General features: G+C 60.1%; 19 protein-coding genes. 13 read left to right on the top strand and 6 right to left on the bottom strand.

Annotation, left to right across the window (positions count from 1 at the left end; all coding sequences use genetic code 11):
• Positions 1-13: 13 nt before the first annotated feature.
• The 4 genes from ACYASU_RS05865 to ACYASU_RS05850 all read left to right on the top strand — a co-directional run bounded on the left by ACYASU_RS05865 (position 14) and on the right by ACYASU_RS05850 (position 5,566).
• On the top strand, positions 14-1,030 hold the full coding sequence (locus ACYASU_RS05865; protein ID WP_463582231.1) for a transporter: 1,017 nt from the start codon (positions 14-16) through the stop codon (positions 1,028-1,030).
• Positions 1,031-1,160: 130 nt separating this feature from the next.
• Positions 1,161-2,777 (top strand): inorganic phosphate transporter, encoded by a 1,617-nt coding sequence (locus ACYASU_RS05860; RefSeq protein ID WP_346628811.1) that lies wholly within the window; start codon positions 1,161-1,163, stop codon positions 2,775-2,777.
• Between the two features lie 401 nt (positions 2,778-3,178).
• A complete protein-coding gene (gene ssuD, locus ACYASU_RS05855) occupies positions 3,179-4,315 on the top strand; it encodes an FMNH2-dependent alkanesulfonate monooxygenase (protein ID WP_192174231.1) in 1,137 nt (378 codons plus the stop codon).
• 147 nt (positions 4,316-4,462) lie between these two features.
• On the top strand, positions 4,463-5,566 hold the full coding sequence (locus tag ACYASU_RS05850; RefSeq protein ID WP_192174253.1) for a sigma-54 interaction domain-containing protein: 1,104 nt from the start codon (positions 4,463-4,465) through the stop codon (positions 5,564-5,566).
• Between the two features lie 31 nt (positions 5,567-5,597).
• Here the strand turns inward: ACYASU_RS05850 and ACYASU_RS05845 are convergent, their stop codons facing one another.
• Entirely contained in the window at positions 5,598-5,939 is a 342-nt protein-coding gene (locus ACYASU_RS05845; RefSeq protein WP_463582230.1) for an antibiotic biosynthesis monooxygenase, read from the bottom strand.
• 179 nt (positions 5,940-6,118) lie between these two features.
• Between ACYASU_RS05845 and soxR the strand changes: the two genes are divergently transcribed.
• Positions 6,119-6,580, top strand: a complete 462-nt coding sequence (gene soxR, locus ACYASU_RS05840; protein ID WP_463582229.1) for a redox-sensitive transcriptional activator SoxR — start codon at positions 6,119-6,121, stop codon at positions 6,578-6,580.
• Here soxR and ACYASU_RS05835 read toward each other — a convergent pair.
• From ACYASU_RS05835 to rlmM, 3 genes are all read right to left on the bottom strand, one after another.
• A complete protein-coding gene (locus ACYASU_RS05835; RefSeq protein WP_463582228.1) occupies positions 6,571-7,059 on the bottom strand; it encodes a hypothetical protein in 489 nt (162 codons plus the stop codon). The genes soxR and ACYASU_RS05835 overlap by 10 nt on opposite strands.
• 164 nt (positions 7,060-7,223) lie before the next feature.
• On the bottom strand, positions 7,224-8,651 hold the full coding sequence (locus ACYASU_RS05830) for an FAD/NAD(P)-binding protein (RefSeq protein ID WP_463582227.1): 1,428 nt from the start codon (positions 8,649-8,651) through the stop codon (positions 7,224-7,226).
• 76 nt (positions 8,652-8,727) lie between these two features.
• Positions 8,728-9,795, bottom strand: coding sequence for a 23S rRNA (cytidine(2498)-2'-O)-methyltransferase RlmM (gene rlmM, locus ACYASU_RS05825; RefSeq protein WP_463582226.1), 1,068 nt, complete (start codon positions 9,793-9,795; stop codon positions 8,728-8,730).
• A 235-nt stretch (positions 9,796-10,030) separates the two neighbouring features.
• On the opposite strand from rlmM, the gene acnA reads away from it, so the two are divergent.
• The 5 genes from acnA to ACYASU_RS05800 all read left to right on the top strand — a co-directional run bounded on the left by acnA (position 10,031) and on the right by ACYASU_RS05800 (position 17,724).
• Positions 10,031-12,772, top strand: a complete 2,742-nt coding sequence (gene acnA / locus ACYASU_RS05820; RefSeq protein WP_463582225.1) for an aconitate hydratase AcnA — start codon at positions 10,031-10,033, stop codon at positions 12,770-12,772.
• 467 nt (positions 12,773-13,239) lie between these two features.
• Positions 13,240-14,031, top strand: a complete 792-nt coding sequence (locus ACYASU_RS05815; protein WP_463582224.1) for a CPBP family intramembrane glutamic endopeptidase — start codon at positions 13,240-13,242, stop codon at positions 14,029-14,031.
• Between the two features lie 101 nt (positions 14,032-14,132).
• Positions 14,133-15,698 (top strand): methyl-accepting chemotaxis protein, encoded by a 1,566-nt coding sequence (locus ACYASU_RS05810; protein ID WP_463582223.1) that lies wholly within the window; start codon positions 14,133-14,135, stop codon positions 15,696-15,698.
• Positions 15,699-15,983: 285 nt separating this feature from the next.
• Entirely contained in the window at positions 15,984-16,637 is a 654-nt protein-coding gene (locus ACYASU_RS05805) for a hypothetical protein (RefSeq protein ID WP_463582222.1), read from the top strand.
• Between the two features lie 421 nt (positions 16,638-17,058).
• Positions 17,059-17,724 (top strand): hypothetical protein, encoded by a 666-nt coding sequence (locus tag ACYASU_RS05800; RefSeq protein WP_282372832.1) that lies wholly within the window; start codon positions 17,059-17,061, stop codon positions 17,722-17,724.
• A 76-nt stretch (positions 17,725-17,800) separates the two neighbouring features.
• On the opposite strand, the gene ACYASU_RS05795 is transcribed toward ACYASU_RS05800, so the two are convergent.
• Entirely contained in the window at positions 17,801-20,113 is a 2,313-nt protein-coding gene (locus tag ACYASU_RS05795; RefSeq protein WP_463582221.1) for an autotransporter outer membrane beta-barrel domain-containing protein, read from the bottom strand.
• Positions 20,114-20,467: 354 nt separating this feature from the next.
• Here ACYASU_RS05795 and ACYASU_RS05790 point away from each other — a divergent pair, with 354 nt between their 5' ends.
• The 3 genes from ACYASU_RS05790 (at position 20,468) to ACYASU_RS05780 (ending at position 24,981) form a co-directional block, all read left to right on the top strand.
• Positions 20,468-22,339 (top strand): hypothetical protein, encoded by a 1,872-nt coding sequence (locus ACYASU_RS05790; protein ID WP_463582220.1) that lies wholly within the window; start codon positions 20,468-20,470, stop codon positions 22,337-22,339.
• A gap of 49 nt (positions 22,340-22,388) precedes the next feature.
• Positions 22,389-24,314: a hypothetical protein gene (locus ACYASU_RS05785; RefSeq protein WP_463582219.1), complete on the top strand. Its 1,926-nt coding sequence runs from the start codon at positions 22,389-22,391 to the stop codon at positions 24,312-24,314.
• A gap of 169 nt (positions 24,315-24,483) precedes the next feature.
• Positions 24,484-24,981, top strand: coding sequence for a hypothetical protein (locus tag ACYASU_RS05780; protein WP_463582218.1), 498 nt, complete (start codon positions 24,484-24,486; stop codon positions 24,979-24,981).
• Here the strand turns inward: ACYASU_RS05780 and ACYASU_RS05775 are convergent.
• Positions 24,956-25,645: an alpha/beta family hydrolase gene (locus ACYASU_RS05775; protein ID WP_463582217.1), complete on the bottom strand. Its 690-nt coding sequence runs from the start codon at positions 25,643-25,645 to the stop codon at positions 24,956-24,958. The two genes, ACYASU_RS05780 and ACYASU_RS05775, sit on opposite strands and share 26 nt — an antisense overlap.
• Positions 25,646-26,042 lie beyond the last annotated feature (397 nt).

Here is a 26,042-nt window from a genome sequence, read left to right as displayed (position 1 = left end):
TCTGCGAGCCTTCATGAATCAACGCATCGCCCACCATCAGGACTCCGATCTGTTTGGCTTGCTGTACGGGTTCCGCTTCCGTCCCGACGAACCCGGCCGCGAACTGGATTCGACGGCGGCGCTTGAATGCCTGCGCCAGCCCACCGCGCCGGACGAGTTTGTCTGGCTGCACCTGAACCTGACCCACGCCAGCTGTGAACGCTGGCTGAAAACCAACCTCGACCTGCCTGACGAGTTTCTCGAAGCCCTGCACGAAGGGTCGCGCTCCACGCGCATCGAACACGTCGACTCTGCCCTGCTCGCCGTGGTCAACGACGTGGTCTTCGACTTCAACCGCGTCTCCACCGACATCGCCACGTTGTGGGTCTGCGTGCGCAGCAACCTGATGATCTCCGCGCGCCATCAGCCGCTGCGCTCAGTGGACCGGCTGCGCTCGTCGGTGAAACAGGGCGAAACCTTCCGCTCCCCGCTGGAACTGCTCGCCCACCTGCTGCGCGACCAGAGCGACGTGCTGAGCCAGTTCATGCGCAAGACCAGCATCAGCGTCGACAAAATCGAAGACCAGCTTCTGTCCCAACGCCTGAGCAACAACCGTTCGGAACTGGGCGCCATGCGTCGGGTGCTGGTGCGCCTGCAACGGCTGCTGGCCCTGGAACCCGGCTCGCTGATGCGCCTGCTGCACCGCCCGCCGCAGTGGCTGCTGGAGGAGGATTTACAGGAGCTGCGGCAATCCACCGAAGAGTCGGCGCTGGTGATCAGCGACCTCACCGCCCTCGGCGAACGGATCAAACTGCTGCAGGAAGAAATCGCCGCCAACCTCAACGAACAGAGCAGCCGCACGCTGTTCACCCTCACCGTCGTCACCGTGCTGGCGCTGCCGATCAACATCGTCGCGGGTTTCTTCGGCATGAACGTGGGCGGTATACCACTGGCGTCCGATCCCCATGGGTTCTGGGTGCTGGTTGCGCTGGTGGCGACATTTACGTTTATTGCGGGGAGGTGGGCGTTTCGCAAGAGCCGGGATTATTAACGACAGCGTTTAAGGCGTGTCCATTGGTCCCTAACCCCAGCAAATCCGCGCAAAACGTGACCCGTGTCGCATCTCTGTCACATTTTGTAATGATCATGGTCATTATCCCTCATCAACAGGATTGTGCCCCATGGCGACCCCCACACTGGCTCAAGGCTCTCTGCAACAGGGACCCGGACTGAGTGCTCAATTCGGGCGCAAGCCTGGCATGACGACGATGGTGATTTTCTTCGTTGTGCTGGCATTGGGCCTGTTCTATACCGGCTACAGCCTCAAGCAGGACATGGACGATCTGGGTACCGTCGTGCTGACCTGGACGCCGTTCATTCTGCTTGGCGTCGCATTGGTTATCGCGCTGGGCTTTGAGTTCGTCAACGGTTTCCACGACACCGCCAACGCTGTCGCGACGGTCATTTACACCCACTCACTGCCGCCGAACTTCGCCGTGGTCTGGTCAGGAACCTTCAACTTTCTGGGCGTGCTGTTTTCCAGCGGCGCGGTGGCGTTCGGCATCATTGCCCTGCTGCCGGTCGAACTGATCCTGCAGGTCGGTTCATCGGCGGGTTACGCGATGATCTTCGCCCTGCTCATCGCAGCGATCCTGTGGAACCTCGGCACTTGGTGGCTGGGTCTGCCGGCCTCGTCTTCCCACACGCTGATCGGTTCGATCATCGGCGTCGGCATTGCCAACGCGTTGATGCATGGCCGCGACGGCACCAGCGGCGTGGACTGGTCCCAGGCGACCAAAGTCGGTTATTCGCTGCTGCTCTCGCCGCTGGTGGGCTTCACCTGCGCCGCGCTGTTGCTCATGGCGCTGCGCATGTTTGTGAAGAACCGCGCGCTGTACAAAGCGCCGGAAGGAAACAAGCCGCCGCCGATCTGGATTCGTGGTCTGTTGATCCTGACCTGCACCGGGGTGTCGTTTGCCCACGGCTCGAACGACGGCCAGAAAGGCATGGGCCTGATCATGCTGATTCTGGTGGGAACGCTGCCCATGGCTTACGCGCTGAACCGCGCCATGCCGGCCGATCAATCGGTGCAATTCGCTGCAGTCGCCCAGGTCACTCAACAGGCCCTGACCAAAGCGGCGCCGCTGCCCGCGCCGGCCGATTCCCGCCAGACGCTGTCGACTTACATCCGCGACAAGCAGGCCACGCCTGACTTGATCCCGGCGCTGGCGGTGATGGCCGGCAAGATCGGCGATCAGGTCGCCAGTTACGGATCACTGGCCAAGGTGCCAGCCGAAGCCACGGCCAACGTACGAAACGATATGTACCTGACGTCGGAAGCCATCCGTGTGATGGACAAGAACAAGGTCGGTAACTTCGACGCCGACACCCAGGCCAAGGTCGACACGTTCAAGGAGCAAATTGATACCGCGACGCGCTTCATTCCGCTGTGGGTCAAGGTGGCCGTAGCCATCGCGCTGGGCCTGGGCACCATGGTGGGCTGGAAACGCATCGTGATCACGGTCGGGGAAAAGATCGGCAAAACCCACCTGACCTACGCCCAGGGCGCATCGGCTGAAGTCGTTGCGATGCTGACCATCGGCGCGGCGGACATGTACGGATTGCCGGTCTCGACCACCCACGTTCTGTCCTCGGGCGTGGCCGGCAGTATGGTCGCCAACGGCTCCGGCCTGCAGATGCGCACCCTGCGCAATCTGGCGATGGCATGGGTGCTGACCCTGCCAGCCGCGATCCTGTTGTCGGGCAGCCTGTACTGGCTGTTCACCCAGATTTTCTGATGTCGAAGCGTCTCCCGTACTCTCCTTCAGGCGCTTCGGCGCCTGTTTTTTTTGCGCGGTGTTCTGACCCGGCGCAGGTCTGTAACTCGCCCTAAATCAGGTAGTGGCGGGTTTGACAGGCCCACTGCAGATTCGCGTGGAATGCACGACTTGTGGGAGTGAGCTTGCTCACGAAGACGGCGTTTCAGGCGCCGAGAATGCAGCGGTTATTCCAACTCCTTCGTGAGCAAGCTCACTCCCACAAGATCTTACCCGTCAGCTGCATCTTTAAAAGGTACAAATCCGGACATATCTCTAACGGTTATAAAAATATGGGATTCAGTTCTTTTACGGAATAAATCGGAGCCTTTATAACGGGTGCACTTGTCACAAGCCCACCGATTCCGCTCGAAGGATTTCTCATGGATGTTTTCTGGTTTCTACCGACACACGGCGACGGCCATTACCTGGGCACGACCAAGGGCGCGCGCCCGGTCACGCTCAATTACCTGAAGCAGGTCGCCCAGGCCGCCGATGATCTGGGTTACCACGGCGTACTGATTCCGACCGGCCGCTCCTGCGAAGACTCCTGGGTGATCGCATCAGCCCTCGTGCCGCTGACCGAGCGTTTGCGTTATCTGGTAGCGATTCGTCCGGGGATCATTTCTCCGACCGTCTCCGCGCGCATGGCCGCGACGCTGGATCGTTTGTCCGGTGGACGCCTGCTGATCAACGTCGTGACCGGTGGCGACCCGGATGAAAACCGTGGCGACGGCAGCTTCCTCGATCACAGCGAGCGCTACGAAGTCACCGACGAATTCCTGAAGATCTGGCGCCGTGTGTTGCAGGGCGAAGCCGTGGACTTCGAAGGCAAGCACCTGAAAGTGCAGAACGCCAAAGCCCTGTACCCGCCGATCCAGAAGCCCTATCCGCCGCTGTATTTTGGTGGTTCCTCCGAGGCAGCCCATGAACTGGCCGCTGAGCAGGTCGACGTTTATCTCACCTGGGGCGAGCCCCCTGCCGCCGTGGCCGAGAAACTGGCGGATGTGCGTGAGCGCGCCGCGCGCAACGGTCGCACTGTCAAGTTCGGCATCCGGCTGCACGTGATCGTCCGCGAGACCAGCGAAGAAGCCTGGAAGGCCGCCGACACCCTGATCGAGCACATCAGCGACGAAACCATCGCCGCCGCGCAGAAATCCTTCTCGCGGTTCGACTCCGAAGGCCAGCGCCGCATGGCCGCGCTGCACGACGGTCGTCGCGACAATCTGGAAATCGCCCCGAACCTGTGGGCCGGCGTCGGCCTGGTACGGGGCGGTGCGGGCACGGCGCTGGTGGGCAATCCCCAGGAAGTCGCCGCACGGATCAAGGAATACGCGGACCTGGGCATCGAAAGCTTCATCTTCTCCGGCTACCCGCACCTGGAAGAAGCCTATCGCTTCGCCGAGCTGGTGTTCCCGCTGTTGCCGGAGCCCTATCGCAGCCTGGCAGGCCGAGGCATCACCAACCTCACCGGCCCGTTCGGCGAGATGATTGCCAACGACTTGCCGCCGCAGAAGTAAGTTTCACCGCCCCCCCTGGAAAACAACCGCCTGCTGCGCGCCCGCGCAGCATGTGGGAAGCGGTTGATCTGCCAGCGCGACAACGGCCATCGCGACAAGGAGTCCTTCATGACAGCCAGCTTACCGTTCCAACCACAAGTGATCCCCATGCAGCTATTGACCCTACCGCCCTCGCCGGCTCTGGCCACTTCCATTCGCGCCACCGCGCAGGTGTTCGAGGACCCGAGGTCCCAGGCGCTGCTGGCCCACATTGAACAAGTCGCGCCCAGCGATGCCAGCGTGCTGATTATCGGCGAAACCGGCACCGGCAAGGAGCTGGTGGCGCGCCACATTCACAACCTCAGCAGCCGTCGTCATCAGCCGTTCGTGGCCGTCAACTGCGGTGCGTTTTCAGAATCGCTGGTGGAAGCCGAGCTGTTCGGCCAGGAAAAAGGCGCGTTCACCGGCGCCCTCACCGCCAAGGCCGGATGGTTTGAAGAGGCCAACGGCGGCACGCTGTTTCTCGACGAAATCGGCGATCTGCCCCTGGCGATTCAGGTCAAGCTGCTGCGCGTCCTGCAGGAGCGCGAAGTGGTGCGGCTGGGTTCGCGCAAAAGCACGCCGATCAACGTGCGGGTGCTGGCCGCGACCAACGTGCAACTGGAACGCGCGATCAACGCCGGGCACTTCCGCGAAGACCTGTTCTACCGCCTGAACGTCGTCAATCTGGAGCTGAGCACGCTGCGCGAACGGCCGGGCGACATCATGCCGCTGAGCCGGCACTTCATCGACGTCTACAGCCAGCGTCTGGGTTGCGGACCGATTCAGATCAGCGCGGATGCCGAGCACAAGCTGCGCACCTACGGCTGGCCGGGGAATATCCGCGAGCTGGAAAACGTCATTCACCACACCCTGCTGATCTGCCGCAACGGCGTGATTCAGTCGAGCGACCTGCGCCTGTCGAACCTGCGCCTTGAACGCCAGGAAGATTCAGCCCCCGCCGTCGACGACTCGACCGACGCGCTGCTGGCCCGGGCGTTCCAGCGTCTGTTCGAGGAGCAGGCCGGCGCGCTGCACGAGAAGGTCGAAGACGCCCTGTTGCGCGCGGCCTATCGCTTCAGCCACTACAACCAGGTGCACACCGCGCAATTGCTGGGGTTGAGCCGCAACGTCGTGCGCGCGCGGCTGATCAAGATCGGCGAACTGGCCGTCAACAAGCGCCGTCCCGGTGAGCAGACCCAGGGTGAACAGATGCTGCATTTGTCGGTGTGATCCCACAGCGATGCAACCTGTAGGACTGCGCTCACCCCTGACGCGGTCCTACGATTTCCCCCGCCACTTCGTACGCGTTGAAGATCATCGACGTGGCCCGGTGGCGCCGAATCAGCTCCCACATGTCCCCTTCGCCCTGCTCGGCGTTTTCGAACGCACGCTCGCAGTCGGTCTTCGACAGCCATTGCACATGGCTCAGCACCCGCTGACGGTCTTCGCTGATCTGCACGCTGGCGCGGACGAAGCCTGGGTAGGTGCGCGTAAACTGCTCGAAACGCTCGTTGAGCGCACCGACCAGCCCGGCCTGATGCTGCGGGTCGACAGCGAACTCAACGAACTGACTGTACGGAAGATGGGCGGCTGCTGGTGTCATGAACGTTCTCCACAGATGACGGTTGTTGCTAAACAGGATGCTGCGCGAACCGGTATGGCCCCCTACGTTTCTTGCGCCGGTGCCCCACTTGCCAAGGCGGTCCGGCCAAGGGATGCTGCGCAGGATAAAACCTCCAGTTAACTGGAGGTCAAGCGTCGTTCGGCACACAGGAAGATTGCATGCTTACCCAGAACATCCCGCCCATCGCCCGGGAACTCACCGTCGGCCAGCTGTCCGCCCGCAGCGGCGTGGCCATCACCGCGCTGCGCTTTTACGAGGCCAAAGGCCTGATCAGCAGCCAGCGCAACGCCGGCAATCAGCGTCGCTACCCCAGGGACGTGCTGCGTCGGGTGGCCCTGATCAAAACCGCCCAGCGCCTGGGCATTCCGCTGGCGACGATCCAGACCGCGCTGCAGACCCTGCCCCAGGACCGCCCGCCCAGCCTTGACGACTGGACCCGGTTATCCGAGCGCTGGAAAACCGATCTGGATGAACGCATCAACCGCCTCACCGCCCTGCGCGACCAACTCAATGGCTGCATCGGCTGCGGCTGCCTGTCGATGGAGGCCTGCCCGCTGCGCAACTTCGGCGACAGCCTGAGCGAGCAAGGCGCGGGGCCGCGCCTGCTGGATCAGGATTGAAGGTTCTGCGGACTGACCAGAGTGCCGGCCAACGTCTGGTCCGCCAGTGACAGATGCATCTGCTGCATCGCTTGATTGAGCTGGTTGGTGGCCTGAATGAGCGAGTTGGTCATGGCCATGATTTCCATCTGCAACTGGCGAATTTTGCCCTCCCGGGCGCGGGGCGAGAGCGACCGGTCGCTCATGAACGCCTGCATGTCCTGCATGCGTTTGGCAATGCGCTCCTGAATCGAGCGGATCAGCTTGAGCTGCTCCTTGATCCGGTCAGGCAAGTGGGTGGCGTCGATGTCGGCGTTCTTGTCACCCTTCTTCGCCGCCTTCTGCGCGTCCGGCGAGAGCAGCACTTCGATGCCCTGGCGCACCTGCTCGGCGGCGCTGGCGGTCTGACTTGCGTCGTCGGCGGCTGTAGCAGTTGACACGACGGAGGGCGGCAGCAGCAGTGCTGCCTCCGCAGGATTTCTGAAACTCAAGCTCAACATGAACGATGGCCTCCATAGCCCTGTGCACTCGCTGACGTCCCTGTCGCCTCTCGATGAAAAGCGGGCGGTCTTACCGGGTCGATAACGGGCTTTCGGCTCGTTCGGAGCGTGCTTTAGGAGGGGTTGCGGAAAGTGTGTCGTGGTCGACACAATTTCCTGCGGCTTCACGACGGTACGGTGCTCAACGCCGCCAATCGTGCCGCCAGCGCTTTGGCCTGCAACGCCACGTCGGTCACGGCGGTGCTTTCCCACCACAGACCACGCAAGGGCGGGCCCATGGCATAAAGCCGCGTTGAGGCACGCCCTTCGGCGTCCATGACCGCGCCCCCCGCATCGGCGGCAATGCCCAGCGCCAGCGGCCCCGGCTGAATCAGGCCGCGCGCCAGCAGATTGCGCGGCAGGGCACGCTCGACTCGGCGCCAGTCGTATTGAATGCCAGTCGAGTTGATCAGCGCTGCGCCGCTCTCTTTGCTGGCCGTGTCCTGGCCGCGATAGCGAACGCTGATGGAGACCTGTCCGGCCTCGGCGCCCTCAACGCTGAGCAACGAGGCGGCGTGGATGTGCAGGCGCCCTTCGTCGATCAGCCGGTCCAGCAAGTGCGCGCTGGGCGGCGGCGAGCGGTGGTGATGGCTTTCCCACCACGGACGGACATGGCGTACGAATTGGCGGCGCTGCAGGTCAGAGGCCTGACTCCACAGCCGTGGAATATGCACGCGCACGGTGTCGAGCGGCGCCTGCCAGTCGATGCCCTGCTCCGCCGCTTGAGCGCACTGCTCGCGCAAGGCCCTGACCAGTTGCCGGGTACTGCGAATGTTCGGGTCGGCGGCGAGGAAGTCCGGCCACGTTGGCGGCTGACGGCGCACATGGGGCAGCAGGCCGTGGCGTGAAAACACGTCGATGGGCCCACGGTGACCGGCTTGCTCCAGGGACACCACGGCGTCGACCATGGTCAGGCCCGAGCCGATGATCAGCACGCGGCCCTGGGGGTCGAGCTGGCCCATGGCGCTTACGTCCCACGGATCAACAGCGGCGGCATTAAGGGCGTTTGAATCGCGCTGGGGCGTGCGCGCGGCGGCGAACATGCCCGTCGCCAGTACGCCGAAGCGGCCGGTCAAGTGCTCGCCGCTCGCGAGGGTCAGGCGCAGGCCGGCTGCGTGAGTCTGCAGGTCGGTGACTTCACCGCGCACGTGTTCAACGGTCGAACCGTAACGCTCGCCGACCACCCGCGCCTCGGCCAGGCGCTGCTGAACGTACAGACCGAAGATCCCGCGGGGCGGAAACAGCTCGGCCACCGGCACGTGCTGCTGATCAGACTCCGGCCAGCCGCCTGCGGCGATGTAGTCGGTCAGCCAGCGGGTCAGATCGTCGACGTCGTCCGGGTCGACGCTCATGCGCGCGGCGTTGCCATTCAGCGTGTGGCCCAGCTCGGTGGCGCTGTAGGCCTCGCCCCGGCCCAACTCGCTGCGTGATTCGACGATCATGATCCGCCGCTGGCCCGGCAGGCGCAGCAGCTGCACCGCCAGCATCGTGCCGCTGAGGCCACCGCCGACGATGAGGATGTCGGCGTCAGGTCCCTTGTGTGCAGCGCTCATTGCGTCTCCCCTTATCTTCGCCCCGCGGGCGCGCACCGCTGATTATGAACAGCGTGGCAGCGGATTCAAGCCGACTTCAGCCCTTGCGTCTCATGTCCAGCCGCCGCAGATGGCAGGTCACTTCTTCGCGGTCGTGGTACAGCTGCTTGCAACCAATCGAGACCTTGACGCCGCGCGCCTTGAAGCCGTCTTCGATGCGCTCCAGCAAACGCCGCACTTCGGCGTAGCGCTGTTTCATCGGCAACTTCAGATTGACCACGGCCTCGCGGCACAGACCTTCGCCCAGCCAGGTTTCCAGCAGCGCGGCGTTGCGTGCGGGCTTCTCGACGATGTCGCAGACCATCCAGTCCACCGGCTGACGCGGCTTGAAGGTGAATCCGTCTGCCATCAAGTGCTGCACCAGTCCGGTGTCCATGAGGCTTTCGGCCATCGGCCCGTTATCGATGGCGGTGACCAGCATGCCGCGCCGCACCAGTTGATAGGTCCAGCCACCGGGTGCTGCACCGAGGTCGACGCCGGTCATGTCGCCCGACAGGCGCTCGTCCCACTGATCCCCGGGGATGAAGTGGTGCCAGGCCTCTTCGAGCTTGAGGGTGGAGCGGCTCGGCGCTTCCCGGGGAAATTTCAGGCGCGGAATGCCCATGGGCCACATCGCCGAGTTGTCCGCGTCGGCCAGCCCGAGGAACACTTCGCGCCCGCTTTTGAACGTCAGCAGCAAACGCGGCAGGCTCGGGTTGTCGACCAGTTTGCCGGCCTTCTCCAGGGCCTTGCGCAATGGCGCTTCGAACTTGCGGCAGAAGGTCGAGAGCTCCTTGCCGTCGTTGGTGTCGACCACTTCCAGCCACAGGCTGCCGCACGGGGCAAACCCGGCCATGTGTTCGAGGATTACGCTGATGCGGTCGGTTTCGGGAAGCTGGACAAACACGCCACGGGCCCACTGCCGGGGGAAAATCAGCTCGCGGAACTTCAGGCTGTTCATCAGCCGTTCCGCGCCGTCGGCCTCGGTGCAGATGAATTCGGCACAGGCGGCGTCAGTCTTGGCCTTGGCGTAGCCGGACACCTCAAGGCGAGCGGCGTGCTCGCTGAGTTCCGAGCAGACCTCGCTTTCGAAGCCGGGGCGGCAATGCATGAAAAGGGTGTTCACGGGACGGTCTCCTCGCGCGCCACGAATCAGGTCGCGGCGCAAGCTGTACATGAGGATTAACCTCAATGACTCGAAAGCGGCGCATGATAGCCGAATCAGGAACCACTGGCTCAGCCGGCGGGTCCAGTACTACTCAACGATCATTCAAAGGCGCCGCCCAGAGCGCCGAAGCAAGACCCGTCTTACCGTAGATCGCCCGTCCGCGCGTACTGCACGGACCGTCAAGGAGTCAGTCATGCCCTCCCTCGATAGCCTGAAAAGCCTCAAAACCCTGGAAGTCAGCAACAAGACCTACCACTACTTCAGCCTCCCGGATGCCGCGCGCACACTGGGCGATCTCGACAAACTGCCGATGTCGCTCAAGGTGCTACTGGAAAACCTGCTGCGCTGGGAAGACAACCACACGGTGACCGGCGACGACCTCAAGGCCCTCGTCGACTGGCTGGTCGAGCGCAAATCCCATCGCGAAATCCAGTACCGCCCCGCGCGCGTGCTGATGCAGGATTTCACCGGCGTGCCGGCCGTGGTTGACCTCGCCGCCATGCGCGCCGCCGTGGCCAAGGCCGGTGGCGATCCTCAGCGCATCAATCCGCTGTCGCCGGTGGATCTGGTCATCGATCACTCGGTCATGGTCGACCGCTTCGGCGACGACAAGGCCTTCGGCGAGAACGTCGACATCGAGATGCAGCGCAACGGCGAGCGCTATGCGTTCCTGCGCTGGGGCCAGAATGCGTTCGATAACTTCAGCGTGGTGCCGCCGGGCACCGGGATCTGCCACCAGGTCAACCTGGAATACCTTGGCCGCACCGTGTGGACCAAGGAAGAAGACGGCCGCACCTACGCCTTCCCGGACACGCTGGTCGGTACCGATTCCCACACCACAATGATCAATGGCCTCGGCGTACTCGGCTGGGGCGTCGGCGGCATTGAGGCGGAAGCGGCCATGCTCGGCCAACCGGTGTCGATGCTGATTCCGGAAGTCATCGGCTTCAAGCTCACCGGCAAACTGCGCGAAGGCATCACCGCCACTGACCTGGTGCTGACCGTGACGCAAATGCTGCGCAAGAAAGGCGTGGTCGGTAAGTTCGTCGAATTTTATGGCGATGGCCTCGCAGACTTGCCGCTGGCGGATCGGGCCACCATTGCCAACATGGCCCCGGAATACGGCGCGACGTGTGGGTTCTTCCCGGTAGACGACGTCACGCTGGATTACCTGCGCCTGTCGGGGCGTCCGGACGAAACGGTGCAATTGGTTGAGGCCTATTGCAAGGCCCAGGGCCTGTGGCGCCTGCCCGGTCAGGAACCGGCGTTCACCGATGCGCTGGAGCTGGACATGGGTTCCGTCGTGGCCAGCCTTGCGGGGCCAAAACGTCCGCAAGACCGCGTCGCCCTTCCCGACGTGTCCAAGGCCTTCAGCGACTTCCTGGGCCTGGCGGTCAGCCCGAGCAAACACGAAGAAGGCCGACTGGAAAGCGAAGGCGGCGGCGGTGTCGCGGTGGGCAACGCCGCGCAGGTGGGTGAGGCTGAGTATGAATACAACGGCCAGACCTATCGCCTGAAAAACGGCGCGGTGGTCATCGCGGCGATCACGTCCTGCACCAACACCTCCAACCCCAGCGTGATGATGGCGGCAGGGCTGCTGGCGAAAAAAGCCGTGGAGAAAGGCTTGACGCGCAAACCCTGGGTGAAGAGCTCGCTGGCGCCCGGCTCGAAGGTGGTGACCGACTACTACAACGCGGCTGGTCTCACCCAGTATCTCGATCAGTTGGGCTTCGACCTGGTGGGTTACGGCTGCACCACCTGCATCGGCAACTCCGGGCCGCTTCCTGACCCGATCGAAAAAGCCATTCAGCAGTCGGACCTGACCGTTGCGTCGGTGCTCTCCGGCAACCGCAATTTCGAAGGCCGCGTGCATCCGCTGGTGAAAACAAACTGGCTGGCCTCGCCGCCGCTGGTGGTCGCTTACGCCTTGGCCGGCACCGTGCGCACCGACCTGAGCAGCGAACCGCTGGGCGAAGGCAGCGACGGCCAGCCGGTGTACCTGCGCGACATCTGGCCGACCCAGCAGGAAATCGCTGACGCGGTCATGAACGTCAGCACCGGCATGTTCCACAAGGAATACGCCGAGGTGTTTGCCGGTGACGCGCAGTGGCAGGCTATTGAGGTGCCCGAAGCGGCGACCTACGTCTGGCAGCCGGACTCGACCTACATTCAGCACCCGCCGTTTTTCGAGGACGTCGCAGGCCCGCTGCCGGTCATCGCCGACGTGCAGCAGGCTCGCGTGCTGGCGGTGCTGGGCGACTCGGTGACCACCGACCACATCTCCCCCGCGGGCAACATCAAACTCGACAGCCCGGCCGGGCGTTATCTGCGCAGCAAGGGCGTGGAATACAAGGACTTCAACTCCTACGGCTCGCGGCGCGGCAACCATGAAGTGATGATGCGCGGCACCTTCGCCAACATCCGCATTCGCAACGAAATGCTCGGCGGCGAAGAAGGCGGCTACACGCTGCACGTGCCCACCGACGAGAAGCTGCCGATCTATGACGCGGCCATGCGTTATCAGGAAGAAGGCACGCCGCTGGTGGTCATTGCCGGTCAGGAATACGGCACGGGCTCCAGTCGCGACTGGGCGGCGAAAGGCACGAATCTGCTGGGCGTCAAGGCAGTCATCGCCGAGAGTTTCGAGCGCATCCACCGTTCCAACCTGGTCGGCATGGGCGTCCTGCCGCTGCAGTTCAAGGCGGGCGAAAGCCGCAAAACCCTGGGCCTGACCGGCAAGGAAGTGCTGAACATCACCGGGCTCACCGGCGCCACCCTGCAACCGGGCATGAGCCTGGCGGTGCAGATCACCCGGGAGGACGGGCAGCAGGAAACCATCAACGTGCTGTGCCGGATCGATACCCTGAATGAAGTGGAGTACTTCAAGGCGGGAGGGATTCTGCATTACGTGTTGCGGCAGCTGATTGCGTCCTGAGCCTCACCCCGGCTGAAGCCGGTCTCGCTGTCAGTGGGACTGGCTTTAGCCGGGAAGGCGTCAGATGCCACAACGCAATATCAATGGTGCTCAAACCGGCCTCTTCCCGGCTGAAGCCGGTCCTACGGGCACACCGCGTGCAATTAGTGGGACCGGCTTTAGCCGGGAAGGCGTCAGATGCCACAACGCAATATCAATGGTGCTCAAACCGGCCTCTTCCCGGCTAAAGCCGGTCCTACGGGCACACCGCGCGCTTTTAGTGGGACCGGCTTTAGCCGGGAAGGCGTCGTCTGCCTCACCGCAAATTGCCAGCGTCTAACCCAAATCCCTCGTCATCAGAAACGCCCTACACGACCTTCGCCCTGCATCCACGAAACAATCGGACCCGCTCCCCGTTGATCCGACATACACACGCGTTTAATCAACGTTAAAATCGCCAGCCTATTCCGACGCTCAAGGACGACTTCATGTCGGTGCAACGCTGGACTTCCCTCCTCCTGCTCTCTCTCGGCTACTGCCTGGCGCTGCTCTACGGCCAGCTCAGCGTTCCCGTGGTCATCACGTTCGGACTGCTGATCATGGCCGGCATCTGCGTCAGCCATTTCCAGCACCGCGCCGTCCGCCTGTTCGGTCACGCCCTGTTCATCGCCATCGCAGCAGGGCTGGCCAGTCACTGGCTGCCCGGTTTCCTCAGCGCAAGGGCGATTGCCGGCGTGCGCCTCAGCCCCGAGGCCGCGCCGTATTCGATGTACCTGAATCTCGACAAGCCCCTCATCGGCTTCTGGATCGCCATCGCCTGCCCCTGGGTGTTTATCGCGTTCAGTCCCCGACGCTGGCTGGGCGTCACCAGCATCGCCTTGCCCGTCACCGCCGCAGCGTGTTTATCAACGGCGCTGCTGCTGGGCCTGGTCGGCTGGTCGCGCAAGTGGCCCGAGCAAACAGGCATCTGGGCGCTGAACAACCTGCTGTTGGTCGCGCTGACCGAGGAACTGCTCTTTCGCGGTTACCTGCAAGGCAGCCTGAAAAGATGGCTGCAACACTTGCCCTGCCACGACGCCCTGGCCATCGGGACAGCCTCGCTGCTGTTCGGTCTTGCGCACATCGGCGCTGGCTGGGAATGGGCGATTCTGGCGGGCATCGCAGGTGTGGGTTATGGCGTCGCCTATCGACTGGGCGGCCTGCCCGCTGCCGTGCTCACCCACTTTGGCCTGAACCTGCAGCATTTCAGCCTGTTCACCTATCCGATGTTCGATCGCTGAAGGACCCCGGCGACACTCCGTTTATGACGCAGTTCACAAAAGCTTAATTTTTTTCGCTTCGGGCCGATAACCCTTCACAGCCTTCCTGGATCGAATAGCTCATGCGAAATAACCAGCCCATCACTCAACGCGAACGGACCTTCCCGGCGCAGCAACGGTTGATCTCCACCACCGATGCGCGCGGCGTCATCACCTATTGCAACGACGCCTTCATTGAAATCAGCGGTTTTTCCCAAGATGAATTGATCAAATCGCCGCACAACACCGTGCGCCATCCGGACGTGCCGACGGCGGTATTCGAACACATGTGGGCCACCCTCAAGCAGGGCCAGCCGTGGATGGGGATCGTCAAGAACCGCTGCAAGAACGGCGATCATTATTGGGTCAACGCTTACGTCACGCCGGTCTTCGAGAACAAACAGGTTGTGGGCTTCGAGTCCGTGCGCATCAAGCCCACCGCTGAACAGGTGCGTCGGGCCGAAGCGCTCTATCAACGCTTGAACAGCGGCAAAAGTGCGGTGCCAAGTCGTGATAAGTGGCTGCCGCTGTTGCAGGACTGGCTGCCGTTCATCCTGGTGAGCCAGGTGAGTTTTTTGATTGGCGTGTGGCTGAATTCCCATTGGGGCTTCCTGCTCGCCGCCGCAGTGTCCGTGCCGCTGGGGCTGCTGGGGTTGAGCTGGCAACAGCGTGGCCTCAAGCGTCTGCTGCGCCTGGCCGAGCAAACCACCTCCGACCCGTTGATCGCGCAGATGTACACCGACAGTCGCGGCGCACAGGCGCGGCTGGAGATGTCGATCCTCAGCCAGGAAGCGCGTCTCAAGACCTGCCTCACCCGCCTGCAGGACACCGCCGAACACCTCAACGACCAGGCCCGTCAGTCCGACACCCTCGCGCAGGCCAGCTCCACCGGCCTGGAACGTCAGCGCGTCGAAACCGAACAGGTCGCCACCGCTGTCAACCAGATGGCCGCGACCACCCAGGAAGTGGCCAATCACGTGCAGCGCACCGCTGACGCCACGCAACAGGCCAACGAACTGACCCGTCGCGGCCGCGAGATCGCCAGCGACACCCGCGAAGCCATCCAGCGTCTCTCGGCTTCGGTGGGCGAAACCGGCCTGACCGTGACTCAGCTGGCGAAAGACAGCGACGAAATCGGTGGCGTCGTCGACGTCATCAAAGGCATCGCCGACCAGACCAACCTGTTGGCCCTCAACGCCGCCATCGAAGCCGCCCGCGCGGGCGAAATGGGTCGCGGTTTTGCTGTCGTCGCCGATGAAGTCCGTCAACTGGCGCAACGCACCACCGAGTCGACCGGCCAGATCCACGCCCTCATCGCCAAGCTGCAACAGACGGCTACCAACGCGGTGCAGACCATGAACACAGGCCGGCGCCAGGCCGAAGAAGGCGTCGAACAGGTCATGGAAGCCGACAGGGCGTTGGTAGGCATCAGCGACGCAGTGGCCAACATTACCGACATGACCACGCAGATCGCCGCCGCCACCGAAGAGCAAAGCTCGGTGGCAGAAGAGGTCAGCCGCAATATCAGCACCATCGCGCACTTGGCCGACCAGACCTCCGACGAAGCCCGTCGCTCTGCCACGCTCAGTGCCGAACTGACCCAAACTGCTCACACGCAATACTCCTTGGTGGAACGCTTTAACCGCTGAGTGATTGGTGGGTTATGCGAAGGCCCCGGCAGATTGTCTGCCGGGGCCTTTTTGTTTGTGTTGGGGTTTTAAGTAGGACATTTCTGAAAATCATTTGGGGAAGCAGTTTTTGGTTTGGAGCAAGGGTTTTGCTGTTGACAGGATTTGTAGAACTCTATTAGTTGATTGATGAAAGACGATAAATAGTTACCACCACGGGTGGAGTATTTGTTGATCTGGATAATCAATTTAATGCGCACTCTTTCTGCGGATGGAAGTGGAGGGGTGTGCTTGATGGAGAAACTTATGAATGAGCAATTTCCTTTCAGCGCCCCACTGGTCACCAAAGCGAGCCCTATCGACGGCCTTTTACAAACCGGGGATTTAACTCAACCCATCCCCGTTGAAATCATCATTTGGAATGGAGCGCGTCCAGGCTATATTGTTCAACTACGACTTGATGGAGATCTGATTGGAGCCCCGATGGTCGTAGGCGAACAGCAGCCTGGAGAAATGGTACAACTTGAGCTAAGTCACAATAAGCTGTGTGAGAGCCGCAGCTATTCGCTTAGCTTCCAGGCGACAAACAACATCAATGGTGTAACCCGAGAGTCCCCTTCTATCACGCTAAAAGTTCACCGCTCCAAACCCGGCGCAACCCTCCTTGCTCCCCTCATCTTCCCCACCGCCACCTTCGGCGATCAAATCATTGGCCTCCTCCCTGGCTACGCCGGCATGGAACCGGGCGATGTCATCCAGACATTACTCAACGGCGTTGAAGGCCCGTCCCATCTGGTCGAGACGGATGAGCTCACCCTCCGGCCCGTCGAAATCACTTTCAGCCGCGAAGACCTGCTAACCCATGCAGCCGAAACCGTGTCCATCGAGTACGTCGTCACCGACCGGACCGGGAATGCATCCATCACCAGCCTGCCGACCCTGGTTTCACTTAAATTGTAACCAGCTTTCCCACTATTCAACTGAATACCAAAAGTAACCATCTCCACGCTAATGCGTGGAGGTTTTGTCAACAAAATCGCCAGCGAAAAATAATTTAAATTATTTTTTGGCATCTCGATTCCACAGAACCTACATCTCCGTAGGAAGCGTCTGATGGACTATCAAAATTTTATAGACTACGCGCGATACATAATTATTTAAATCGCTCAAAAACGCCGTAAAAAGCGCCGGATCCACATATCAAAAATATATTCAACCACGAATTTTTTTCGGAGAAGCCATGCAATCCCATGCACTTCGCTTGTTTGACAGTCCTATTTTTCGAATCGATCATAGGCATGTGCAGCGCCGCAATCCTACAAGCAAGCGCCAACACCCAATCCTGTAATCCTCGCACTAGCGATCTGATCAAGGAGTTCCAATGGAAGATGAAACGGATATCCAGCCGCCACCCCACTCGCAGCCGAATGAGTCCGATAACGATAACAAGGTAACACTGCCTAACCCGAGAACTACCCGCAGGAAGAAAGGCAAATCACCCGACAAGAGTTCCATCCCGCTCTACGAAGATCTGCAGGCAATACCGCCCGCGGGCAAGAGTGCGGCTGAACAGGCGTTGGTCTACGCCGGCCAGCTTCAGAATGCCCCGGGATTTCCCTGGCATCACGAGATGAAGCACCCGCCTCCGGCGCCGGTATTCGAAGCGCCTTTCATCACCGGTGCCGACCCCGAAGGCCCGACCGACGCACAGCTGCACGTGGGCATCTACATCAATATCCCGCGCTCACCGAAGCTGTGGTTCGGGGATCACCTGAAGCTGCGCTGGGGCCACAACACCTTCTACACCACCATCGGCAAGGTAGAAGGCCGCAAAGGCCCTCGCCTGGTTCAGTACCTCAACAATGAAACCCTGGCGGACTACGAAAGCGGATGCGTCGAGGTGCGCTATGAAGTGGTACGGCGCGCCAAGCTCGTCGGCATTTCGGAAACGCTGACCGTCAACTTGCCGCGCCTGAGGAAGCGACGCGGCAAAGGCTCGCCTCCGGGCCGTCCACCGCGACGGCGCCGGATGCAGCCAAAACCCTAAGCCCACGTAAAAAAGCCCCGACTGCATCGCTGCAGCCGGGGCTTCAAAACCGCGTTTCAACTAGCTGACGCGCGCGTCAGAACGCCAGACGCACGCCCACGTTCGCACCCCAAGGCTGCTCGACATGCTCACCCTTCATGTAATCGAAATCAGCGTGCACCTGAAGTCGCTCGGACAGCGACACCGAAACGCCGGCGCCCAGTTCCGCCCGGGAGCCAAACAGATCGTTGTCGAAACGCTGACCGTTCACGCTGACGTCATTACTGCGGGAGAACTCGTGGGCCCACGCCACCCGTGCGTACGGTTTGACAACGCCGCCGTCCTTCAGGGCGAAGCTGCGTCCCACGGTACTGCCGACTTTACCCAGCACCGACTGCGTCTGGGTGGTTCTGGCCTGCATGCCGTTGTCCAGCGTGTAACTGCTGCCATCGATCCAGACGCTGGACACCTGCGCAAAAGGCTCCACGAAATACTCATCGGCCAGCTTTATATGCTTACCGACTTCCAGCGATCCGCCCAACGCCTTGCTGCTGTAATCGCCCTTGGCCTTGGTGCCATCGCTCATCGCCACCTTCGACTCGTTATGGAACTGGTTGAGTTTCAGCACGCCGTCCAGGTAATAACCGCCTTCCGACAACCACGTGCCATACGCGCCCATGTAGTAGCTGTCGACCTGGCCCGAAGTGCCTCGGCCGATGTCCAGATCCGACTTGCTGTAACCCCCCATCAAACCGAGCAACAGCTGACCGTTGCCCACCGGCACCGGCGCATCCGCACCGAAAGACAGCCCCTGCTGCTTCTGGCTGTAGTCAACGCCGGAATCCAGCGCCGCATTGAAGCGACTGCCATACGTCCGCATCCAGCCGCCGCCCTGCTCCTGGCCACGCACTTCACCCATGCGACTGCGCAACGTCGTCAACTCGCTGTTCCACACTGTCGGTGCTGTGTTGAACAACGCCAGCGCACTTTTCGTGGACGGGCTGATCTCCTTGCCGGACCCGACGATGAACCAGTCCGTCCCCTGTCGCTCAAGCTCGTAGGAATACACCCCAAGATCCGCCCGACCGCCCACGAGCCCGAACTCGGCATCCCCGCTTTCGGTGTGAACGACGCGCAGCGGGTCGAACTCGGCAGGGACGGCTTCGGTGCCGGTGTTCTCAATACGCAGAAGATGCCTGCCCGAGGCTTCCCCATTCACGCTGAGCAAATCACCGGTGCCGTCGTCCAGGTTGATACGCATATCGAAAAGCCCGGAGCCGGACAGCTTGCCCAGGGAAAGCGAATGAAAGCCGTCTCCGGTGAAGCCAACGCTGCCGCCATCCATCGCAAGCGAGTTAACGCTGTTATCCGCCGCAAGCTGCCAGCGGCCACTGGAATCGATGGTTACCGAATTGCCATTGACGATATTCCCGTTCAACTGCCCGTGATTGCGCAGCACCACATTGAGGGTGCTGGTGTCGTCGGCGACGAAATCACCGGAGAGGGTGCTGTTGATCACTTTGACGTTCGCGGTGCTTTCTTGATCCACGTCCACGAGGCGACCGTTGCCCGCCTGCAGCACAGAATTATCAGTAATCACAATTTGACCCACTGTTGTCTCTGTTTCAAATATGGAGCTCTTCGTTACTTTGATAGCCGAACCCACAGCTGCCGAAACGGTGGAACCGTCAATGTGCACCCGGTTGAGTTGCTCACTGAGACCATGAGTGCCATTGATGATGCGGATTCCGGATTCGCTTCCTGCAACATGGCTTCCCTCGGTAATTCGCGCAGTGCCACCAGCAAGTTTCAGGCCGGCATTACCGTCTTGGTCGCTAAGTGTTCCAGTCCCTGTTATCGACGAATTTGCCAGCCGTATTTCTCCCGTCGTGCCCACCGCTCCTCCGAAACCTATACCTGTAACCGTACTGTTTTTGAAAGTTACTACAGATGGGGATACGAGATCAGTTCCCGTGAGATAAAGACGCACCCCGATGCCATCAACGTTGCTTACAGTCGAATCCTCGATAAACACTTCCCCGGAGTGAACGCTTATTCCATCACGTACGAAGCTGCGATTGACATTCAATGTGGAGTTCTGAATCTCAACCCAGTCTATGGAAGCGCCGTTTACCAAGTTCAATTCGCCGCCGTTTATCACTCTGAAATTCCCGGCATTGAGGACTCCATCAAGGGTTCGTGTTACTCCGTCGACCTCATACACCGGGATTTTCTTTCCATCAACAAGCTCCGTTTTCAATCGAATAGACACCTCGTCTGCATCCGTTGAGAGGTCGAGAGGAAAGTCTATAGCTGATTTAGCGAACAAAAGAGGTGAAAAAAGACCTACGGATAAGCCCAACACGTTCCGTTGAAACGTTGCAGGCGTGAAATCTTTGAGTGACAGCATTACTACCTCCATTACATGAGGTTTGGATTTTGCAAAGCAATTGACACTCGACGGAGCTAGCTCAAGTTTTTTTGAAGTAGGAAATTTCCCAAACTTTTGACGGAAGAGGCCTACACCAAAATAATACCTAAATCCGACTGCACTGTGCGATGACAAAGAACAGCCGCATGACCTCTGCCTTCGATGCTGCACAAAAGTCTTACAGCAAAATCAGACCCTAAAAAAAATCTAAAAAAATGCATTGACCTATGACGTAAACCTCTATTAGTTAAATAGGGAGCTGGTCATTAACCAGTCCAACAATCATAAAAACAGCGCAGTCTGTTTAAACATCTGGAAAGCAAAGGAAAACCCATGAAAACTTCATCCCAATCGCCAATCATCATTAATACTCGGCAAGAGCGAGCACCTATTCCATTGGAGGCTCCCGATATCGCGGTCGCGTTCCACGATGAAGACAATTTTGGCCTGATCCCAGTAAGTGAACTAGGCAGTAATCTGACGCTAGACTTAAAAGTCTGGGAAGCTGCACGTCCAGGATTTACATATCGACTTGTATGGGACGACGTGCTTACGGGCCCTGAAAAGATCATTCAGGATACGGACGTCCCGGGTAATCCTCTCACCCTAGAAATCCCTGTGACGTTACTGAGTGAGGGGAAGCACACAGCGGGCTATCGAGTATTTAACCCCGCAACAGAATATGAGAATTTATCGGATCCTTTCCCGGTAGTGATCGATAAAACTGAGCCAGGCAAGCCGGAATTATCAGCTATCCACTTCCCGGTAGAGGTTCAAAATGGACTGACTGCAGCAGAACTGGCCCAACTTGGCGACCAAGTTGACGCTCATGTGGCCGGTTACACAGGTATGGCCAAGCACGATCTGATACGAAGCACGTGGGGTGACATCGAAGGACCCGTCGCAGTAGTGAACGAAGACGATATGGGTTTGAACAAGGTGGTACTGAGCTTTTCAGGCGATTTCTTACGCGCAATTCCCCCTGGCGTCCAGGCAGTAAAATACGACGTCGTAGATCGGGCGGGAAACATTTCCAAACCGTCGATCCCTGTAGATATCTTGCTGTTGCTTGAACAGCTGCCTGAAAACTATCCGGCACCTCTTCTTGATCCAGCTATCGGTGATGTCATTGAATACACTGAAGCTCGAGCTGGCGTAAGGATTGATATCCCCCACTACCCAGGGGCACAAGCCTTTGACCAGATCACTCTATTTTGGGGTGCGGATAAACCCATGCTGCCGGTACAACTTCCGCCAGATAGTGAGGGTGAGGACATTGTCCTATCCGTCCGTGTGCCCTACGAAACAATTGCACTTACCCCCCTTGGAAATATCTCAATCAGTTACGAGGTCGTACGCCAGAACCAGCTCACCGGTTCATCGTTGAGCACTCAAGCTGAAGTATTTCTGACACTCCCGATTGCAGAGCCAGCATTCGCCCCGGTTGTTCAGGGCACGAGCCTGAACAACCCTGACAAAACTGATAACTTCATTGATGAAGATGACTACGAGCTCAATGCGCGTGCCATTGTCAAGTGGGATCCACAGTTCCGGATCAATGACGATATCAATCTATTCTGGGGTGAGCAGTCAAGATTGCAGTGGTATCAGATTAAAGAAGAAGACATCGCAGCAGGACGAGATTTAATTATCCCTGTTGCGAACTCAATCATGAAGGCGCAGGGTACCGGCGCTGAAATCCCAGTTCGATACGCCGTAGTTCGTTCTGGTAACCCCAACGCCGTAATGTCTACTACACAGCTGATCACAGTCCGCTCAAAAGAGGAACTACCGGGCGGAGCTGAAGGGATCGACGGTCCTGCGTTCAAACTTACCGCAGCGGGGCTTATTTCACTTACCGTTGCGGCAAACGGAACAGATGGGCACGTCGCTCCCTACGCAAACATCGCGGAGAATCAGAAGCTTTTCTTCACCTTCCGAGGATTTGACGAAAGCAACAACCCTGTTGATGCAGCCACTTTCACCGCGACGAGGGAACTGGACGATATCGACATTGTAAACGGCTACAGTTTTCATGTCCCATTTAATACGCTAAGAACCGTATGCGCTGGGTATTGCGAGGCCTACGTGAGAGTAGAACCCGCCCCAGGCAGTAATCAAAGTGCTGTTACATCTAAACTAACGCGCGTGCCAATTGATATGCGCGAAGCAATTGAAACCACATGCACCATCCGATTCGACTAACTATTAACCACCGCAGGGCAGCGCAAGCTGCCTTGCCCTCTTACCACAAATGAAGGAATACAAGATGAATAGTCAGAATATTAATGAGCTCCGCGCGCCCATCCCCCTTGACTTGCCAAAGGTACCTGCGGCTATTGATGACGGTCTGATACCAATCGAGCGGCTGGACTCGCCTCTTAACGTCAACTTTCCAGTCTGGGCAGCTGCGGTGCCTGGCCATACATATGAGCTAGTCTTCGATGGCAATAAAATTCCGCCCCAGAAAGCTATCGTTGGGGCCGACAAGCCAGGGGATATTCTCACTGTAGAGGTGCCAGTAGCGCTGTTGACTGAAGGCACTCACCAAGTTTCATATCGCGTTTATAACCCGAACACAGATTTTGAGAATTTCTCCGGCACAACCCCAATCCAAATCGACCGAACCGCCCCAGGCGCACCGCAACTCGGCCCCATCATTTTCCCCGACGTTATCCAGAACGGCCTCACCTCCTCCGAACTGGAAGGCCTCAACAACGTCCTTCCCGGCAAGATTGCGGGCTACAGCGGCATGGCCGCAGGGGACGAAATCCGCACGTACTGGGGCCCGATGGAAGGTCCGATGACCGTCGTTGATGCCAACGACATGGGCCTGAACCGGGTGATGGTGGACTTCACGCGTCCGTTCATGGAACTGTCGGACTGCCAGACTTCTCCGGTCACCTACACCGTGACCGACCGTGCGGGCAATGTGTCGATGGTCTCTGATCCGGTGATGATCCAGCTTGACCTGGGCATGCGCCGACCTCTGCCGGCACCGGTGATCCGCGAAGCCAAGGGTCAGGTTCTGGACCCCGCCGATGCGGCGAATGGCGCCACCTTGGTGATCGATGCCACGGCTGATCTGCGCGAGGGCGAAACAGTCGTTGCTCAGTGGAACGGTCCGAAGGGCAACGATCGCCAGGAGAAGATCATTTCTGCCGCCGAAGCCGGCCAGGTGCTGGCCCTGGTGTTCCCTAACAGTGTAGTCACGGTCAATGACGGGCAAAACGTCGAGGTGTCGTACACCGTGACACGCGGCAGCGGCATCGTGCAGGAGTCGGCCAAACTTGCGCTGAAGATCATGAGCGCCGCGCTGGAACTGCCTGCGCCAACCGTCGACACAGTCGGCCCGGACGGCATTCTGCGTCCTTCACTGATTACCGGCTGGGAAGCGATCGTGCGTGTCAGTTATCGCGGGATGGACCCTCGGGATCTGGTGCGAGTGCGATGGGTTGGTGCACGTACGTTTGAAACCATGATGATGAACGTCGGTGGCATGACCGAACTGGTCTTTGGTGTGCCCAAAATGCTGATCGAGATGAGTATCGGCAGCACCGCGACGCTGACCTACATCGTGACGCGCAATGGCGTCGACATGGAGTCTGTGCCGCTTCAGCTGTCGGTGCGCGAGGGCATGATGTTCGACACATCACCGGTTACCCTGGCCGGTAAAATTTACCTGCTACCCGCCCACCCTGCGTTGCTCCCGACCTTTCCAACGGGCACCACGGTCCATCGCATCGCCAGCGGCGGTCGCCCTCCTTATACCTATTCGACCAGCGATGCGAAGGTGGCCGTCGTAGCAGCTTCCGGCTGGACGTCGGTGCGCGGCAACGGCGTGGCAACCATCACGGTCACCGATTCAGCGGGCGAACAGCAGAGTTACGACGTAACCGTCACCGGCGTCATCGAATGCCACGGCGTGGGCTCCGGCAACTACACCCAGATCTCCAACGCCGCCAACCGCATCGGCGCGCGCGTCCCGAGCATCCACGAGTTGATCGAGATCTATAACGCCTACGGCAACCGCTGGCCGATGGGCAACGCCAACTATTGGTCCTCCACCGTCGCCAAGAACGTGTTCGGCGCGAAGTGGTATTACGTGAAGAACCTCAACACCGGCAAGGACTACAAACTGCTCCACATCAATTCCAGCCTGGGCGTTGCTATTCGCTAATTAGCTAATTCGCTAATCCGCTGATTCGCGAATCAGCCACTCACGCGCGCCAGCACGCTTAAGACACCTAAGCAGCCCCCCTTTCAAAGACGTCGTCGCCACCCGACGGCGTCTTACACGTGCAGCGCCCACCCCGCCCTTAAAATCCACTCAAGGAAACCTCATAAAAATGCCCGCAAAACCTCCTCTTCAACGCCCGCAGGCACCGGCGGCGCGCGGCACGTTCAGCGCCACGGTCAACGGCCACCCCTTCATCACCCACCGCCTGAGCGCCATGGCGTGCCTGCGCCCGGGTCGGTCGGATCCGCTCACCTGCCGCATCTGGAAGATCCTCGCCACCGGCACGGTTCGCCGGCACCGCACCATGATCGGCCTGTTCATCGACCAGACAGTGCAACCCGGTAGCTACAACTTGCTGCGCAACGAACAGATCACCGTTATCTACCACCTAACGCCCACGCGGATGGCGAAGATTTATCACTCCCGCGATCTGCAGCAAGGCAACCTGACGCTGTTGGGCTGCGATGCCACTTCAGGACAGCTGCACGGCAACTTCGAGTTTGCGGTCCCGACCAAGGACTTTCACGTGACCGACGGCCTGTTCGACCTGGTCTGTGACCTGAACGCCGAGGAACATCCCGCTATCCGATCAGCCGGCGCGCCATAAGCCCGGCGATTTCCTGCATGCATGCCTCGACACTGAGGCCCGACGATTTCAACGGTTTGAGGTCATGGTTGGCCGTCGGCACCCAATGCACATTGATAGCTTTCGACAGCTCGTACCCTTCAACCGCCTCTCGATTACCCAGCGCATCACGTTCGCCTTGAACGATCAGCGTCGGCGTCCGCAGTCCCGCCAGGTGCGCGACCCGCGGTTTCTCGGGTTTTGCCGCCGCGTAGAACGGATAGCCCAGACAGAACAACCCATCGGCTTCGACTTCGTCAGCGATGACGCTGGCCATGCGTCCGCCCATGGATTTGCCGCCGATCGCCACTCGTCCGCTCACACCCCCACGCACTGCGGCATGCACCTCATGCCAGCACTCCAGCAACCTCGGTTGGGGATTGGGCGGTCGTCTGCGCCCGTCGATTCGGCGCTGGGCCATGTAGGGGAATTCAAAGCGCAGCACGCCAACACCCAAGGCCGCCAGGCGCATGGCGATGTCGTTCATAAAGTCGCTGTCCATCGGGGCGCCCGCGCCGTGGGCGAGAATCAGCGTCGATGGCGCGTCCGCTGCCTGGCCGGTCGGCGCATCCCAGATCCAGCCGTGTTCTTGCGCCAGCTGCGCGCAGTGATCGGCCGTTCGCTTCGCCGCGTGTTGTTTGCTCATGCAGGTCTCTTTTTACCAAAACATCGACCACCCGCCGACTGAGGCGAGCACCACGGCCGGCATTATGCAGCAACGTCGGCGTGCCATGACCCTGTCCGCCGTTTGCCCTGCTCCGACAGCAAGGGTTCAGCTCCCGGGCGTTAGTCTGGCCCGGCACTTCGGCAACGAGCACCGAATCCTGAGCGCCCCAACCTGCACACAACCGGGCGGTTTCATCGACGGAATATGCTTTTTGTCCGCTCCGGACGATCACCCGTGACGATCGCCGGCCTTTCTGCCAGCTCGGGCCAAATATTTTTTGGGCAGATAAAAGTGCCAATGTCAGCGGCTTTTTGTATACAACTTTGCAGTCGAAATGCTCTCTCGATGCACAGGAACGGCAGGCAGAGAAGCGTTT

This window comes from Pseudomonas sp. HP_12, assembly GCF_055283955.1.
This window is presented reverse-complemented; position numbering and strand designations above follow the sequence as displayed.